Here is a 16,596-nt window from a genome sequence, read left to right on the forward strand (position 1 = left end):
GTGGCAGCTTATACGGAACTTTACCTACGCAAAACACACCGTCTTGGATAAACGTATTACGCACTGGAGCATCTTTTTACTACTATCACTTACCTGGGGCAGCTCATTTATACTCATGAAAATAGGGATGGAAGGCCTGGCCTCTTACCAGGTGGCCAGCCTCAGGCTGGTAGCCGCCGGACTGTCCCTGCTACCGTTTTTTTTCAAATACATACGGCAAACGCCACGTGGCAAGCTGCCTTTCATTATCCTGTCCGGTATACTGGGCAATGGTATACCAGCCTATTTATTCTGCCTGGCAGAAACCCGTATAGACAGCGCGCTGGCTGGTATACTGAACGCGCTTACCCCTTTTATGGCGCTGCTGGCGGGTTTTGTTATCTTTAAAAGCCCGTTTGAGAAGCGGCAGCTTACCGGTGTAAGCGTAGGTTTGCTGGGAGTAATAGGCCTGTTTGCCGGCAACGGCATGGATACCAGCTACTGGTATTATGGCTTTTTTGTGCTGCTGGCCACCGTTTGCTATGGGGTCAATATCAGCCTGGTGCATCATTTTCTGAAGGGCTTCAGCTCTCTACAGCTTAGCTCCATTGCCCTTTTCTTTTGTGCCGTATTTGCCTTTCCCGTATTATGGTACAGCCATTTCTTCCCATTATTTGCCGGACCACAGGCGCCATGGACCTCCCTGGCAGCCGGCGCTACTTTAGGGGTACTGGGCAGCGGTATTGCCACGGTATTGTTCTATATACTCATACAACATGCGGGAGCGGTATTTGCTTCCATGGTCACCTATGCGCTACCAGTGGTGGCCATAGGCTGGGGCTTACTGGCCGGCGAAGATATCAATTGGGTACAGCTGGTATGTTTGGGCGTGATATTAATGGGGGTATACCTGGTAAATAAGAAATAAAAAAACAGGTGTGCAAATAACAATATCGGTTATTTGCACACCTGCATATCCATTAACCTGGCACATTAGATGGCCATGATCTCTTTTTCTTTAGTAGCGCAATGTTTATCTATCAGCGCAATATACTTGTCAGTAAGACCCTGAATGGAGGCTTCTGCATCCTTTGCGACATCTTCGCTCAATCCGTCTTTCTGTAATTTCTTGATACTTTCGATAGCGTCCCTACGGATATTGCGGATGGCTACTTTGCCATGTTCTCCCTCACCGGCGGCGCGTTTTACAAATTCCCTACGGCGTTCTTCTGTTAAAGGAGGCAGGAACAGGCGGATCATCTGTCCGTCATTCTGGGGGTTGATCCCGATATTTGCAGCGATGATGGCCCTTTCAATAGGCTGGATCATATTTTTCTCCCAGGGCTGGATGGTGAGGGTACGGGCATCCGCCACGCTCACATTAGCCACCTGGGCCAGCGGGGTGCTGGAACCATAATAATCTACAGTGATACCGTCCAGTATCTGGGGATTGGCTTTACCGGCCCTGATCTTCGTCAGCTCTACTTCCAGGTGCTTAATGGCCTTTTCCATCGAATCCGAAGCATCCTCCATAATTAGCGTGAGATCGTCTTGCATAACAAAAAATAGTTAAGTGCCTGCAAACCTACAGGATTTCTTTTAATCGTCAAAGAAACTAACACCGCTACCAATACAAAAGCCGCTCCATATGAGTTGAAGCGGCTTTGCTGTTCTATAATAAAGATCTTATTTGTCCTGTAACATACCTTCCGGGTTTACCCGCAGTATTTTGGGCTTGGGAACCGGTGTATCCTCTGCCGGCTGTGTAATGGTCTGTAACACAGGTTTGGGCCTGAGTATATTCTTCTGATTCTTTGCCATATACAGCGCAAAGGTTAAGACAGCAGCGGATCCCATCACCAACAGCATCAGGTAATTAGTACCCATACCCTGCAGAGCAAAAGCGCCGGCTATATAAATGGTATTAGTAGCCACCGCTACCAGGGTGGTTTGCTTATGGTTCAGTTTAAGCTCCAGCAGGTAGTGGTGAATGTGGTTACGGTCTGCTGAAAATGGAGAGCGGCCCTTGAGCATGCGGATAGAGAATACCCGCAGCGTATCGAACAGGGGTACTATCAGGATGGCAAAGGCTACTGCAGGCACCGCATTTACGGGCATCCTGGCAGCCGGGTTACCACCTACTTCTATAAACTTCACGATCAGGATGGCGTTAATAAGCCCCACCAGGAGGGACCCCGTATCACCCATAAAAATACGGGCAGGGGATATATTATAGATAAGGAACGCTGCCAGGCCGCTTGCCAGGGCAAAGCCCAACACCGCATACAGGGTTTCGCCTGCATACAGGAAATAAGTGCCTAACACACAGGAAACCAGCATGCCTATGCTACCGGCCAGCCCGTCTACCCCATCAATAAGATTAAATGCATTAATAATAACCAGGAAGGTGAAGTAAGTGAGTAAGAGCCCAAAATGAGGGGGAATGGCATTTATACCCAGGAACCCATACATGCTGCTTATCTGGATATTACCCAGGTATATAACAGCAAAAGAGGCCATCAGCTGGCCTACGAGTTTCTTTAACGGGGACAGACCTATGATATCATCTTTCAGTCCCACCATAAAGATGACGAAGAAAGCCGCTATCATATACTGAAGCGGCGAGTTTCCCAGTGTTGGTGCGCATACTGCGGCAGCCATCACAAAACCCGCAAAGAAGCCAATACCCCCTAATGTAGGAATATTTGCCTTATGCGCTTTTCTTTCATCCGGTTCGTCGTACAAATGCTTCAATTCCGCAACTCTGATCAACACTGGAATTGCAAAGTAGGTTACAACAAAACTCAGGACGCTTGCAATTAATACATTCTCCATCAGTAGGGGGTTATAATACAAGATTAGACAAAGATATTAAATTCAATTAAATGAATATCAATAAAAATTAAAAACCAAAAAACTTTGCTTACCCGGCACGAATTTCGTAAAAGTTTGTGGCACTCTCTCTGAATCTTGGTAAATATCTCTTAGTTTTGCGACTTGTAAAATTGCAACTATCATGCCACAGCTGAATGAAATCGCTACACAGATCAGACGGGATATCGTACGCATGGTACATGCCGTACAAAGCGGCCACCCTGGCGGCTCCCTGGGTTGTACGGATTATTTTACTGCGCTCTTTTTCAAAGTGATGCAGCATAATCCGCAACCTTTTGACATGGACGCCCGTAACGAGGACGTATTTGTGCTGTCCAATGGGCACATTTCCCCCGTATACTACAGTGCGCTGGCCAGATCAGGCTACTTCCCCACTTCCGAACTGAGCACGTTCCGGAGGATCAATTCCCGCCTGCAGGGACACCCCACCACCCATGAACACCTGCCAGGTATCAGGATCGCTACCGGATCCCTTGGTCAGGGTATGAGTGTTGCGATTGGCGCGGCATTGACCAAAAAGCTGAATAACGACAAACATCTGGTATTCTCCCTTCATGGAGATGGTGAGCTGGAAGAAGGACAGGTATGGGAAGCCGTGATGTTTGCCCCCCATCATAAAGTAGATAACCTTATCATCACGGTTGACTGGAACGGTCAGCAGATAGACGGTCCTACTGAACAGATAGGTGGCCTGGGCGACCTGCCGGCTAAGTTCACCGCATTTGGCTGGAAAGTGCTGATACTGGAAAACGGTAACGACCTGGATGCAGTAGTAGCCATGCTGGAAAAGGCGAAGAGCCTTACTGGACAGGGCCAACCTATTGCAATACTGATGAGGACCGTTATGGGTAAAGGCGTTGACTTTATGGAAGGTCATCATGAATGGCATGGTATTGCCCCTAATGATGAACAGCTTGCCAAAGCGCTGGAGCAATTGCCAGCAACTTCTTTAGGAGACTTCTAATCAATTACAAATTACTAATTACGAATTACGGGTGTGACCTTGGTGGTTATCATCCGTAATTCGTATTTTTTTATAGGGAAGGTCGTAGTTGGTTGTTGTGATTATTTCAGGGGCAGGGACCGGTTTAGTTGGCTGATTAGCTGCATGATGATCCCTTTTAAACAGCGCTTAGCAATGCGTTCTATAGTTGACAATCCGTATTGATAATTGGTAATTACTTAGGTGGCCTTTAACTCTACCCCTTCTGCGGCCGCTTTTTTAGCAGGATACCAGCTAGCCGCCAGGCCGATCACTATAATAGTGATGCTCACGAGGCCAAAATCCCCCGGGTGCATGCTTACCGGGTAGGCATCCACGAGGAAGGAAGCCCCCTCCAGCTTAATGATGCCAAAGCGCTGCTGTATAAAACAAACCAATGCGCCCAATCCAAACCCAAATGCGGCGCCTATCCCTGCGATGATCAACCCTTCTGCCAGGAAGATGCGCATGATCAGCTGCTGCCGGGCGCCCATGGCTTTGAGGATGGTAATATCTTTCCGTTTTTCTATCACCAGCATAGACAGGGAGCCGATCATATTGAAAGCGGCAATGACCAGGATAAAACTGAGGATAACATATACCGCCCATTTTTCTGTATGCATAATAGCGTATAACGCCTGGTTCTGCTCATAACGGGTCTGGATCCTGAACCGGTTGCCCAGCAGATCCTGCAGGCGGCCTTTTAGCGCGTTGGCGTCTGTACCGGCGGTGCTGGATATTTCCAGGGCCGAGATCTCGTCCGGCGAAAACTCCAGCAGCTTGCGCATGAAGTCTATATGGGTGATGACGTATTTACTGTTAAACTCCTGCTGTATGGCAAAAGCCCCGGTGGGGACCAGGTATCCATTATTCAGGGCCTCATTGGGCACCATAAAGCTACCGGCGGTGCGGCGGGGTACGTAGACATCCACCGGCGCAGAGCTATGCTCAATGTCTATGCCCAGGGCAGCCTCCAGCTCAATGCCCAGCACTGCCCGGTAAGCGTCTTCATTACCGGTATCGAAACGGCCTGTGACCACTTTATCCTTTACGCTGGTAACCTCATTATACTGGCTGTCCACGCCTTTGAGCACGGCAATGGTCTTATCTTCCCCATAGCTTAATACGGCTCTTTCCTCTATGATCCGGGATATATGCGCTACTCCTGGCACGGCTTTGATCTGTTGCAGCTGGGCCGGAGTAAGCAGGATGGTTTTGCCTGTAACGGGGCTCACTTTTACGCTGGGGTAAAAAGAGGAGTACAGGGATCTCACTAGGCCTTCAAACCCGTTGAATACGCTAAGGATAACGATCAGCGCACCGGCCCCTACGGCAATGGCGACCACGCTGACCCATGCGATGATATTGATCGCGTTGGTTGATTTCTTAGCCCTGAAGTAACGGGAAGCAAATTGCCAGATCATTGAATGGATTTACACTTTAGCGCCTTATTGGTTTTCTTTACCGGCATCGTCTTCCCGGATCTTTTTGAACAGCTCTTCCATCCGGAACACATAATCCAGGGTATCATCCAGGAAGAAGGAAAGCTCAGGAATGCGGCGCAGCTGTTTGGCCACCCTGGTTCCCAAGTCTTTTCTGATCTCCCAGCCCCTTTCTTTTATTTGCTCCAGCATGGCGGCGGGGTCTTTTATCTGGAACATACTCAGGTATACGCGGGCTTCCAGCAGATCAGGCGTCATACGTACGGCGGAAATGGATATAATACCGCCGTCGGTTACATTATAACCCATACGCTGAAAGATATCGCTCAGCTCTTTCTGTACCAGCTGCCCTACTTGTTTTTGCCTCTTAGTTTCCTGCATTGATGTAGTGTTTGTTGATGACGGGGCGCCCCACTTGTCTAATTTATAGTAACTTGCGCCCTGTTCCAATATAGCAAAGATACATGAAACCTCCGGGGTTCCATGGGGAGATAAAAACTGACAAATGAAAACGTTTCTACGGTTGCTGCAATTGTCCCGGCCCTATCACCATTATGTGCCGGAATATATAACATATATACTGCTTTATACGATCTTCAGCCTGTTCAGCTTCACCCTGGTGATGCCGTTGATGGACGCGCTATTTGTAACCGGCCATCAAAAGGTAGTCACCCATTTACCCGGCTTTTCCCTTTCTGTGGAGTATTTTAAGGATGTTTTCTACTATTACCTCACTTACTATGTTAATACCACTGGCAAGTTTGGTATGCTGGTATATGTGTGTATGGTGATACTGGCCACCGTGCTGCTCAAAAACCTGTTTGGCTGGATGAGCCAGAAAGTGCTGACCCGCATGCGTGTAAATATGGTGATGCGGATGCGCGAGAAACTGTACCATCAGTTCAGCGATCAGTCCCTGCGTTTCTTTCATCATGAGCAAAAAGGCGATCTGCTCTCCACTATCAGTGGCGATGTAGTAGAAGTAGAGAACTCTGTGGTCACTTCATTACAGACCATCTTCCGGGATCCTTTGCAGGTAATTGCCACGTTTATCACTTTATTCATCCTTTCCCATCAGCTTACGCTGTTTACCTTGCTGGTATTTCCTATATCTGGTTATCTTATCTCCACCATCACACAACGGCTTAAGAAAAAAGCAGTGGTAAGCCAGAGTTTACTGGGCAGGATCCTGAATATTGCAGAGGAAACATTGTCAGGTATACGGATCATTAAAGCATTTAACGGGGAGGGCTTTATGCGCAGGAAATTTGAGAAAGAGAACAGCGGTTTTGCGCATACGGTTAAATCCATTCAGAACCAGCGGGAGCTGGCCTCTCCGTTATCAGAGACCATGGGCGTACTGGTGATCATTATCATCATGATCTATGCCGGTAACCTTATATTGATGGGGCGGAGCGAGTTAAACGCTTCTGCTTTCATCGCATACATCGCTTTGTATTTTCAGATCATTGCGCCGGCTAAGAATATTGCCAATGCCTTTGCCATCATGCCGCGCGGTCTGGCTGCCGGCGAGCGGGTGCTGCGTATACTGGATGTACCTGTGACCATACAGGATAAACCAGATGCTAAAGCCCTGCCAGCCTTTGAAAAGGAGATCACTTACCAGGATGTTGTTTTCAGGTATGAGCAACAGGACGTGCTGAAAAACATCAACCTCACGATCCAGAAAGGTAAAATGGTAGCGCTGGTTGGTAAGAGCGGCGCCGGCAAATCCACCATGGCGGACCTGTTGCCCCGTTTCTATGATGTTACATCCGGCAGGATCACTATTGACGGACAAGATATCCGCGACCTGCGTATGTATGATGTACGCGCATTAATGGGCATGGTATCGCAGGAAGCCATCCTGTTCAATGATACGGTGTTCAATAATATTGCTTTTGGCCAGCCTAATGCAGACAAAGAGGCAGTGATACAGGCCGCTAAAATTGCCAATGCGCATGAATTTATTGTACAGCTGGAAAATGGTTATGATACCAGCATTGGTGACAGAGGCATGAAACTAAGTGGCGGCCAGCGCCAGCGCCTGACCATTGCACGCGCTATCTTTAAGAATCCTCCCATATTGATATTGGATGAGGCGACCTCCGCCCTTGATACAGAATCCGAAAAACTCGTGCAGGACGCATTGGATAAACTAATGGAAAACCGTACTACTGTTGTAATAGCACACCGTCTTTCCACCATACAGCATGCGCATGAAATAGTAGTGCTGGACAAAGGCGAGATCAAAGAAAGAGGTACACATGACGAATTAATAGCATTGAAGGGCATCTATAAACGCCTGGTAGAAATGCAGGAATTTAAGTAACTTACTGTAACGCGCGGATACAGCCCCATCACCTGAGCCCCTGAACGAATGCCAACTTCGGTACCATTTTTGAGCATCAAAAGGGCATGCTGTGCCAACTTTTGTAAGAGCGAGGTACCTATTTTTTCACCATTAACAACAAGCGTTCGCCTATGATTTCAATTGTCATTCCGGTTTTGAACGAGGGAGCCACTATACGGCAGGTCATCAGAACGGTTAAGAAAACCAGTCGCAAAACAGAGATCATCGTAGTAGATGATAACAGTACTGATACTACGGTAGAAGAAGCCATGAAAGAAGGCGTACGTGTCATTACCAGCAGCCAGCGCGGCAAAGGGATATCCATGCGCGAGGGCATGATGGCGGCAAAATATGATATTGTAGTGTATGTGGATGGGGACATTCTCACCTATCCGGACAATATTGTGGAATTACTCACCGATCCTATTGTAAACGATCAGGCAGATTTTGTAAAATCCTATTTCACCAGGCAGGCGGGCCGTGTTACACAGCTCGTGGCCAAGCCTTTGTTAAGTATACTATTCCCGGAGCTGGCGCATTTTCAGCAGCCGTTAAGCGGTATGATAGCCGGACGTAAATCACTGCTTTCCCGTGTACAGTTCGAGAACGACTATGGCGTGGATATAGGCCTGCTGATAGATATGCATGTGCTGGGCGCACGTATAACGGAAGCGAATATAGGAAGAATAGAAAATGCGATGCAAACATGGGAGCAACTGAGTAAGATGTCGCGCGAGGTATCCCGGACCATCCTGCACAAGGCAGAGCACATGAATTTGCCACAGGAGAACCTGGAAACGCTGGGTAATATCAACATCATACGGGAACAAATGGAGTACTCCATATTGGAGTCCATTGACAAGCTGCACAAGATGGTGATCTTTAACCTGGATGAGGTAGTGTTTACAGAGAACTACCTGCACCTGGCAGCCGCCGCTTTTGATGTAGACCTGTCACTACAGCAGATCATGGAGCACCATACAGACCCGGTGACCATCCTGGAGCACACTGCCACCTTATTCCGTGACAGGAACCTGGCAGAATTGCTGGAAGTAGCAGATGCTATTCCCATTGTGCCGGATATTAAAGCAGTAGTACGGGAACTAAAGAAAAGGGGATATGCATGCGGTATTATTACGGATGGGTTTGAATGTGTGGCGCGGCATATAAAAAACAAACTGGGGATGGACTTTGTATTTGCCAACCGCCTGCATCTTTATGACAGTGTGGCTACCGGCGAGATAACTATCCCGGAGTATTTCCTGCAGCAGGATGATGATGGCCTGGACGCCTTGCCCCGCTATAACAAGAACAATATTCTGCAGTACATAGCGCATAAATATCATGTTACGCCGCAGAATGTGATCTATGTAGGCAGCGGTTCGGACGGTTCCAACCTGTTAAAGGAAGCCGGTATAGGGGTAGCATTTGATTCCCGGGTGCCCTTTATAGAAAAAGTAGCCGATAAGATCATTCCCGGTCCGTACATGGCGCCGCTGCTGAGTATAGCACAGGCCAGTCCGGAAAAGTTCCGCATAAAGCTGCCGCCCATCAGCAAAAAGCAGGCGCGGCGCATCGGCATAGGCAGTCTGGTGGCGTTGGCCAGCGCGGGCCTGGTATACCTGGCCGCCCGGCAGATCAGGAAGAACGGGCAGGAGCGTGAAAAAAGCCTGGCGCTGAATTGCTAAGCGTAATATTGCACCGTTTATAACGATAATAACAAAGGGGAAGTGTCTTGACAACACTTCCCCTTTTTCTATATATGATTATAATATTATATATTATTTGCTCTTGGCAAGTTTGGCCTCAATGCTCAAAGTGGCATGGGGCACCGCCCTTAGGCGGGCTTTATCTATGAGCTTACCGGTAACGCGGCAGATACCGTATGTCTTGTTTTCGATACGTACCAATGCTTTTTCCAGGTGATCGATGAACTGGATCTGGCGGCTGGCCATCTGGTTCAGCTGCTCCCTTTCCTGGGAACCGCTACCATCTTCCATGCTCATGTATTTGTTCTCCGTATCATCTGTACCGGCTTCGTCCTTACGGGTGATCAGACCCTGGAGGTATACCAGCTCTTTCTTGGCAACTTCCAGTTTCTTCATGATCAGCTCTCTGAACTCCTGCAGGTCGCTATCGCTGTAACGATAAACGGGCCCTGTGGGCGCGTCTGGCTGGTCCAGTACTGATTTAGTAAACTCCGGTTGGTAGGATACTACAGTAGTAGCCGATTTGGCATTGCCTTTACCGGTTGCTTTTTCAGGTTTCTCGGCTTTAGCGGGCGCCGGAGCTTTTTCAGCCTTTTCTACTTTTTCAACCTTCACGGTCTTTTCGGCTTTATCCGCTACTTTTTTACCGGATTCCTTTTCCTTATCTGATTTCTTTACTGGCATTATAACTTCTTTTTCTTCTGGCTTTGAAATCAATGGTTTCGATGCTTTCTCAGCGGGAACGCTTTTGGTTACCACTTTCTGCTTTTCAGCAGGAACTTTCTTCGCCGGCGCCTTTACAGGGGCGGCTACTTTTTTGACAATCTGTTTGGCCGGGGGTGCGGCAGTTGTTTTTGCTACGGTTGTTTTGGTTACTGTTGCTTTTTTAGAAGTGGCCGCTTTAGGAACTGTTGCTTTTTTGACCACGGCTTTTGTGACAGCCGGTTTTGCTACCTTAGGCGCTGCCTTTTTTGCAGTTGCTTTTTTAGGAGCCGGCGCTGCCTTTTTCGCAGCGGCTGGCCTGACAGCAGCTTTCTTGGCGGAAGTAGCCTTTTTAGCCACCGCCGCAACTTTTTTAGCCGGAGCTGCCCTTTGGGTCTTTTTGCTAGCAACCTTCTTCTTTGTTGCCATGGGGATTAGCTTTTTTTGTTAACTAATACATTGAATTTAAGGTCATTAACCTCTATTTCAGTACCATCTTGTAATTGCGGCACTAATTCCAAGCTATCTGCCAAAATTTCCGTGCAAATATAGTCATTATAGTGAATAATAGCCGACTTCAACGTTTCCGCCGCTGCCACTTTTACCATAATCCTGTCCGTCAATTCAAAACCACTATCCTTCCGGATCTTTTGTATGCGGTTCACCAGCTCACGGGCATGACCTTCGTCCTGCAATTGAGGTGTAATGGTGATATCCAGGGCTACAGTAAGTGCGCCTTTGTTTGCAACAGTCCATCCTGGGATATCTTCGGAAATGATCTCAACGTCTGACAGTTGTAGCTGTAATTGTTCGTTGTCTATCAGCAGGTTATAGTGTCCCTCACGCTCCAGTGCGGATATATCTGCGTCCGTGAAAGCTGTAATGGCCGCCGCCACCGCTTTCATTTTTGCTCCCATCTTACTACCCAGCGCTTTAAAATTTGGCTTAATCTTTTTCTTGATGAAGCCTTCCGTTTCGGTAAGATAGTCAATACCTTTGACATTCACTTCACTTTTTATCAAGTGTTCCACTTTTTCCAACTGTTCCCTCATATGGGGGTTCAGTACGGGTATAAGCACTTTCTGCAGTGGTTGTCTTACCTTGATATTCACCTTCTTACGCAAGGATAATACCAATGATGAAATATCCTGCGCCAATTGCATCCGTTCCTCCAGTTCGCCATCTACAGCTGCCTCTACCACTGCCGGGAAATCCGTATGGTGAACGGACAGGGCTGTAGATCTTTTCCCCACCTGGTTCAGATTGCCAAATAACCAGTCTGCAAAGAACGGAGATACCGGCGCCATCAGCTGAGATATCTTTTCCAGGCATTCGTACAGGGTCTGATAAGCGGAGATCTTGTCATGTGCATAGTCCCCTTTCCAGAAACGGCGGCGGCATAAACGCACATACCAGTTGCTCAGGTGCTCATCCACAAATTCCTGTATAGCACGGCCCGCCTGAGTGGGCTCATAATCATCAAAATACGCTGTTACTTCTTTTACCAGGGTGTTCAGCAGTGAAATGATCCAACGGTCTATTTCAGGACGCTGTTCCAGCGGTATATATGCCTCCTTGAACGAGAAATTGTCCAGGTTGGCATACATGGCGAAGAAGTTATAGGTATTATATAAAGTGGAGAACAGCTTACGCTGTACTTCACGGATACCATCTATATCAAACTTCATGCTATCCCATGGGGAGGCATTGGTGATAAGATACCAACGGGTGGCATCTGCGCCCAGGTCTTCGATCGTTTTAAACGGATCTACTACGTTGCCCAGGCGTTTACTCATCTTTACGCCGTTCTTATCCAACACCAATCCATTGGATACCACTGTTTTATAGGCTACGCTATCAAACAGCAGCGCTCCCAGCACATGCAGGGTATAGAACCAGCCACGGGTCTGATCCACCCCTTCGCAGATGAAATCTGCCGGGAAGTTCTTATTGAAAATGTCCTGATTCTCAAAGGGATAGTGCCATTGCGCGTACGGCATGGCGCCGCTGTCAAACCAAACGTCCACCAGGTCCGGTTCACGGCGCATGGGTTTACCACTGTCGCTTACCAATATTATATCGTCTACATAAGGTTTATGCAGATCCAGGATGCCTTCGTGCAGGTAGTGTTTGTTAACATCGCCGCCCAGCACTTCATTGGCTTTACGGATGGCGGTATTCAGCTCTTCTATACTACCTATACATTTCTCCTCCGTACCGTCCTCTGTGCGCCATATAGGCAGGGGAGTTCCCCAGAAGCGGCTACGGCTCAGGTTCCAGTCCACCATATTCTCCAGCCAGTTGCCGAAGCGGCCGGTGCCGGTAAAGGCCGGTTTCCAGTTAATGGTATTGTTCAGCTCTACCATCCGGTCTTTCAGGGCGGTGGTCCTGATAAACCAGGCATCCAGCGGATAATAGAGTACCGGTTTATCTGTACGCCAGCAATGGGGGTAGCTGTGCTCGTATTTTTCTACTTTGAACGCCCGGTTTTCCTTCTTCAGTTTTACGGCAATGTCGACATCTACATCTTTATAATCCGGTTGGTCTTTGTAATTTTTCACATATCGTCCAGCGAACTCACCCACAGTGTCCAGAAATTTCCCCTGCTTGTCCACGAGGGTTAAAATACCGATACCGTATTTCTTACCTACGCGGTTATCGTCTGCGCCAAAGGCCGGAGCGGTATGTACGATACCGGTACCATCTTCTGTGGTAACGAAGTCGCCGATCAGCACGCGGAAGGGATCGCCTTCTTCTGGCTGTATGTAGGGTAATAACTGTTCGTAGCGGATATTTTCCAGCTGGCTGCCGCGGAAAACAGACAGGATCTGCCAGGGAATGATCTTGTCACCTTCTTTATAGGCGGCAAAATCGCCGTCTTCCCCTTCTTTCTTGAAATGACGTTCTACCAGGTCTTTGGCCAGGATCACGTTCACCGGCAGGTGGGTATATGGGTTGAAGGAACGTACCAGGGCGTATTCTATATTAGCGCCCACGGTAAGGCCCAGGTTGGAAGGCAGGGTCCAGGGGGTGGTGGTCCAGGCCAGGAAGAATACCTGATCTGTGCCGGCTGCCTCGAACAGAAAGCGGGAGCGATCAGACTCCAGGGCCTTGAACATGGCTACCACGGTGGTATCCCTGACATCCTTATAGGTGCCCGGCTGGTTGAGCTCAGCAGAGCTTAAACCGGTGCCGGCAGCGGGAGAGTAAGGTTGTATGCTTACGCTTTTATAGAGGTAACCTTTATTATATAATTGTTGCAGGCACCACCAGAGGCTTTCTATATAGTCATTCTGGAAGGTGACATAAGGATCCTGCAGATCAACCCAATAGCCCATCTTGCGGGTAAGCTCGTCCCATTTGTCCTTATATTTCAGTACTTCCCGGCGACAGGTATCGTTATATTCCTCGATGGATATTTTCTTGCCAATATCTTCTTTGGTAATTCCCAGGCTTTTTTCTACGCCCAGCTCTACCGGCAGGCCGTGGGTATCCCAACCGCCTTTGCGTTTTACCTGGTAACCGCGCATGGTCTTGTAGCGGCATACCAGATCCTTCAGCGTACGGGAAATCACGTGGTGAATACCGGGCATACCGTTGGCGCTGGGTGGGCCTTCGTAGAATACAAAGGGCGTAGCGCCTTCCCGCAGGTCCACACTTTTCTCAAATGCCTGATGAGCTTCCCATCTTTGCAGTATGTCCTTTCCTATCTGTGGTAAATTCAGCTGAGTATATTCCTGATATTGACTGGTCATAAAACAATTTCCGCCTTTTGGCGTTAATAAGACGAATTGATATTTAATTAAAATGGTGCAAAGTTACAAAATAGGGCGGCACCAAAATTGAAAATTGGGTTAAAAAGAGTCAAAAAGTATGGATTTGTGTGTTTCTTTTTAATTTTTTTACTATTTTTACGTTCGGAATCAATACTTTTGCAATTCTGGCACTCTTTTAGCTTTAGCCTGGAAGAAAAATCTAAGTACTAAAAACTTAACCCAACGGACAAACCATATCTTGATATGAAAAAGTTGATGTTATTTTTTTGCACTGCATTGTTCACTTCCGGCATAACATTTGCACAACACAAATCGGTTAAAAAGAGCAAGTCTACTACTGCGAAAGCCTTGGTAGCACCGGTTCCTGTTAAGGATGCTTTTGAACAGAATTACGCAGGCATAACCGACGCTAAATGGAGTAAACGCGGAGCAGGCAACTGGGTCGCAAATTTCTCTAAAGAAGATGTAAAGACAGCAGTAGAGTATTCACCGGAAGGTAGCTGGGTAGCCACCAGGAGCGAATACACTGCAGATCAGCTACCGGAAACAGTAGCGAGTGCTTTAAAAACCAAATACCCAGGCGCTACGGTGAAGGACGCATCGAAGATAGAAAGGAAAGACGTAGCTGCTTATTACAAGGTGAATATTCAGGACAATGGTACAGACAAGGCGGTGTTGATCAACGAGGCCGGTACCATTACAGAATAGGACCTTTCTCAAATTCGTATTTCATAGGTATAGGGATAAATAGGACAGACCCTGCTCTTTTGGGCGGGGTTTTCTTTTTGTGGTAAGTGACGGGTTGGAGAGAGAAGGAAAGGCGCCTGGAGATTGAGTTAGGAGATTAAGAGAGCGTTGGGAAAGAAGGAAAGTCCACCGTAATAATCAGATCTGGTTAAATCATTGATACACAAAAGCCCCCCGTTGTACGGGGGGCTTTTGTTATGATGGCGGGAAACTCGCCGGCAATTTTGCACTTAAGGTCAATGGTGTTTGATGTGCAGGAATATTTTATGGCTTTACTCACTTTGCCTGGCAAGCCTCCCTCCAATGGTCAAATCTGATAAGGAAGCTTATAAAATCGGGATAGATATCTGCCGATCGTGATACAAAGAAACGGCAATTATCCAAAGCCAGGTTACGCAATCGGGAAAACAAATGATCGAAAAGGGAAATTGAATGAGGGGGCGGGGGTGTAAATGTAATATGTTGATTGCTAGAATGCTATCGTATCTGAATAGGCTATGCCGGCAGTGTTCCTCTGTGGGGCTGCGCCCGCCGCGGGTTGTTCGTTTGGCAAATTGACTGGAGGAGCCGCGCCGGCCAAGGCCCCACCGAGGAACCTGCCGGCAACGCAGGTTGCACGTCAGGAGATAGGGGGAGCATGTTAAGGCTGTCAGCGTGCTAAAACATTAAACATCAAAAGGGAAAAAAGTGCAGACCTGGAGAGGTGATATTTTTAAGCTGATCAGGCACCAATAAGAGCTGCCTCACTATCGGAGATGTGAATCATTAGGCAAGATTGATCAGCAGGGCTTTAGGCCGTGTGTTTCTTAAAGGCCGCAGCGCAGGTACGGGAAATATTACCATTCGGATGGGATGGCTATAGCTGATACAGATCAACAGGTATAATATCTTATCAGGCGTAAATACCTTATCGCAGGAGTAATTCGCAGGGCTTGAGGCCGGTATGCTTCTTAAATGCGGTAGAGAAGTGGGAGATACAGGAATATCCCATCAGGATGGCTACATCTGATACGGACATACCTTTTTCGTACAGGAGGCTTTTGGCCTTTTCCATACGTTCCTTCTGGAAATAATCGTAGATAGTGGTGCCGAACATGGCTTTGAAGCCTTTTTTGAGGTAGCATTCGTTCATGGCTACCCGGCGGGCCAGGTCACGGATGGTAATGGGGGCGTCGAGCTGCTCGAGCAGGATGCTGCGCGCTTTTTCGATTTTTTCACGGTCTTCCAGGTGGGTGAGGAAACGGCAGCCGTAGCGCTCATCCGGATCATTCTGCATAAACTGGTCTGAGCTGAACAGCAACAGTTCCAATGCTTTACTCTGGAGGAAGATATTTTTCAGCATCCCGTCATAGTTATGATGCACCATTTGCTCCAGCACCGTCTTAGACTTGGTGCAGGGCTGTATGGTTTTCATAAACGGTTTGCGGGATTGCATTTCAAATAAAGTAGAGGTAGTGGAGCCTTTCTGGAGTGATTGTATGAAAGCGGGCTGGAAACGCACGGTGATCATATCAACAGAAGGCACTTTATCGTTACAGTTATTGTTCTTGTGACCTTTTACGCAAAGCTGGTCTGTACAGGACGGATTCTCACAATACCGGTTACCGGCTACGCAGTAGCGCAGCTCTATAGCGGCAGATTGCCCCCTTTTAGCCGGCTGATATACGACCATGGCTACATCCTCTACGGGCAAGGGCCGCTCAAAAGTGAAGCGCTGCAGGGAAAAATCCAGGCAGTCAGGAACGCTCACGGCGTCTTCCTCTGCCAGTTGCAGCTGGTCACTCATGGCAGGTTGCGGAATGGCCATTGATAATATATCCTGTAATTCTTTCAATTATATCGCTTATAACTGTAATTAAAAACCTCACAAATTTAGGGATTCACGTTTACTTAACAAATATGTGTTGCAACAATGACATTGAGATGATAGTTGTAGAGGAAAATACACAGCGCAGTCCACAATGTGGCTAATCCACAAAAAAACCGATTGGTATGGATTTCGTGATACAGA

Annotated in this window: 13 protein-coding genes; 6 read left to right on the forward strand and 7 right to left on the reverse strand. The window is 47.8% G+C overall.

The features are described from left to right. Positions 1–43 precede the first annotated feature (43 nt). Positions 44–907 (forward strand): DMT family transporter, encoded by an 864-nt coding sequence (locus F0L74_RS01175; RefSeq protein WP_149836012.1) that lies wholly within the window; start codon positions 44–46, stop codon positions 905–907. Positions 908–972: 65 nt separating this feature from the next. On the opposite strand, the gene frr is transcribed toward F0L74_RS01175, so the two are convergent. Both frr and F0L74_RS01185 read right to left on the reverse strand, forming a co-directional pair. Further along, on the reverse strand, positions 973–1,536 hold the full coding sequence (gene frr / locus F0L74_RS01180; protein WP_149836013.1) for a ribosome recycling factor: 564 nt from the start codon (positions 1,534–1,536) through the stop codon (positions 973–975). A gap of 129 nt (positions 1,537–1,665) precedes the next feature. Continuing rightward, positions 1,666–2,754 (reverse strand): MraY family glycosyltransferase, encoded by a 1,089-nt coding sequence (locus tag F0L74_RS01185; protein ID WP_246197591.1) that lies wholly within the window; start codon positions 2,752–2,754, stop codon positions 1,666–1,668. Positions 2,755–2,995: 241 nt separating this feature from the next. Between F0L74_RS01185 and F0L74_RS01190 the strand changes: the two genes are divergently transcribed. Continuing rightward, positions 2,996–3,838, forward strand: a complete 843-nt coding sequence (locus F0L74_RS01190) for a transketolase (RefSeq protein WP_149836015.1) — start codon at positions 2,996–2,998, stop codon at positions 3,836–3,838. Positions 3,839–4,056: 218 nt separating this feature from the next. Here the strand turns inward: F0L74_RS01190 and F0L74_RS01195 are convergent, their stop codons facing one another. Continuing rightward, positions 4,057–5,280, reverse strand: a complete 1,224-nt coding sequence (locus F0L74_RS01195; protein WP_149836016.1) for an FtsX-like permease family protein — start codon at positions 5,278–5,280, stop codon at positions 4,057–4,059. Between the two features lie 24 nt (positions 5,281–5,304). Then, positions 5,305–5,679 (reverse strand): 30S ribosome-binding factor RbfA, encoded by a 375-nt coding sequence (rbfA, locus tag F0L74_RS01200; RefSeq protein ID WP_149836017.1) that lies wholly within the window; start codon positions 5,677–5,679, stop codon positions 5,305–5,307. A gap of 124 nt (positions 5,680–5,803) precedes the next feature. Between rbfA and F0L74_RS01205 the strand changes: the two genes are divergently transcribed. Further along, positions 5,804–7,630 carry an ABC transporter ATP-binding protein gene (locus F0L74_RS01205; RefSeq protein WP_149836018.1) on the forward strand — a complete coding sequence of 609 codons (1,827 nt, stop codon included), beginning with the start codon at positions 5,804–5,806 and terminating at the stop codon, positions 7,628–7,630. Between the two features lie 152 nt (positions 7,631–7,782). Beyond that, positions 7,783–9,339 (forward strand): glycosyltransferase, encoded by a 1,557-nt coding sequence (locus F0L74_RS01210; protein ID WP_149836019.1) that lies wholly within the window; start codon positions 7,783–7,785, stop codon positions 9,337–9,339. 93 nt (positions 9,340–9,432) lie between these two features. On the opposite strand, the gene F0L74_RS33805 is transcribed toward F0L74_RS01210, so the two are convergent. Beyond that, the gene (locus F0L74_RS33805; RefSeq protein ID WP_246197592.1) at positions 9,433–10,044 is read right to left on the reverse strand and encodes a TraR/DksA family transcriptional regulator; all 612 of its coding nucleotides are present in this window, start codon (positions 10,042–10,044) and stop codon (positions 9,433–9,435) included. Between the two features lie 64 nt (positions 10,045–10,108). Between F0L74_RS33805 and F0L74_RS33810 the strand changes: the two genes are divergently transcribed. Beyond that, positions 10,109–10,513, forward strand: a complete 405-nt coding sequence (locus tag F0L74_RS33810; RefSeq protein WP_246197593.1) for a hypothetical protein — start codon at positions 10,109–10,111, stop codon at positions 10,511–10,513. Here F0L74_RS33810 and ileS read toward each other — a convergent pair. Next, positions 10,497–13,817 carry an isoleucine--tRNA ligase gene (gene ileS, locus F0L74_RS01220; protein WP_149836021.1) on the reverse strand — a complete coding sequence of 1,107 codons (3,321 nt, stop codon included), beginning with the start codon at positions 13,815–13,817 and terminating at the stop codon, positions 10,497–10,499. The two genes, F0L74_RS33810 and ileS, sit on opposite strands and share 17 nt — an antisense overlap. A gap of 264 nt (positions 13,818–14,081) precedes the next feature. Here ileS and F0L74_RS01225 point away from each other — a divergent pair, with 264 nt between their 5' ends. After that, positions 14,082–14,546 (forward strand): PepSY-like domain-containing protein, encoded by a 465-nt coding sequence (locus F0L74_RS01225; protein WP_149836022.1) that lies wholly within the window; start codon positions 14,082–14,084, stop codon positions 14,544–14,546. 946 nt (positions 14,547–15,492) lie between these two features. Here the strand turns inward: F0L74_RS01225 and F0L74_RS01230 are convergent. After that, positions 15,493–16,419 carry a helix-turn-helix domain-containing protein gene (locus F0L74_RS01230; RefSeq protein WP_149836023.1) on the reverse strand — a complete coding sequence of 309 codons (927 nt, stop codon included), beginning with the start codon at positions 16,417–16,419 and terminating at the stop codon, positions 15,493–15,495. Between the last annotated feature and the right edge of the window lie 177 nt (positions 16,420–16,596).

It is taken from the genome of Chitinophaga agrisoli (genome assembly GCF_008386695.1).
GTDB classification, from domain to species: domain Bacteria; phylum Bacteroidota; class Bacteroidia; order Chitinophagales; family Chitinophagaceae; genus Chitinophaga; species Chitinophaga agrisoli.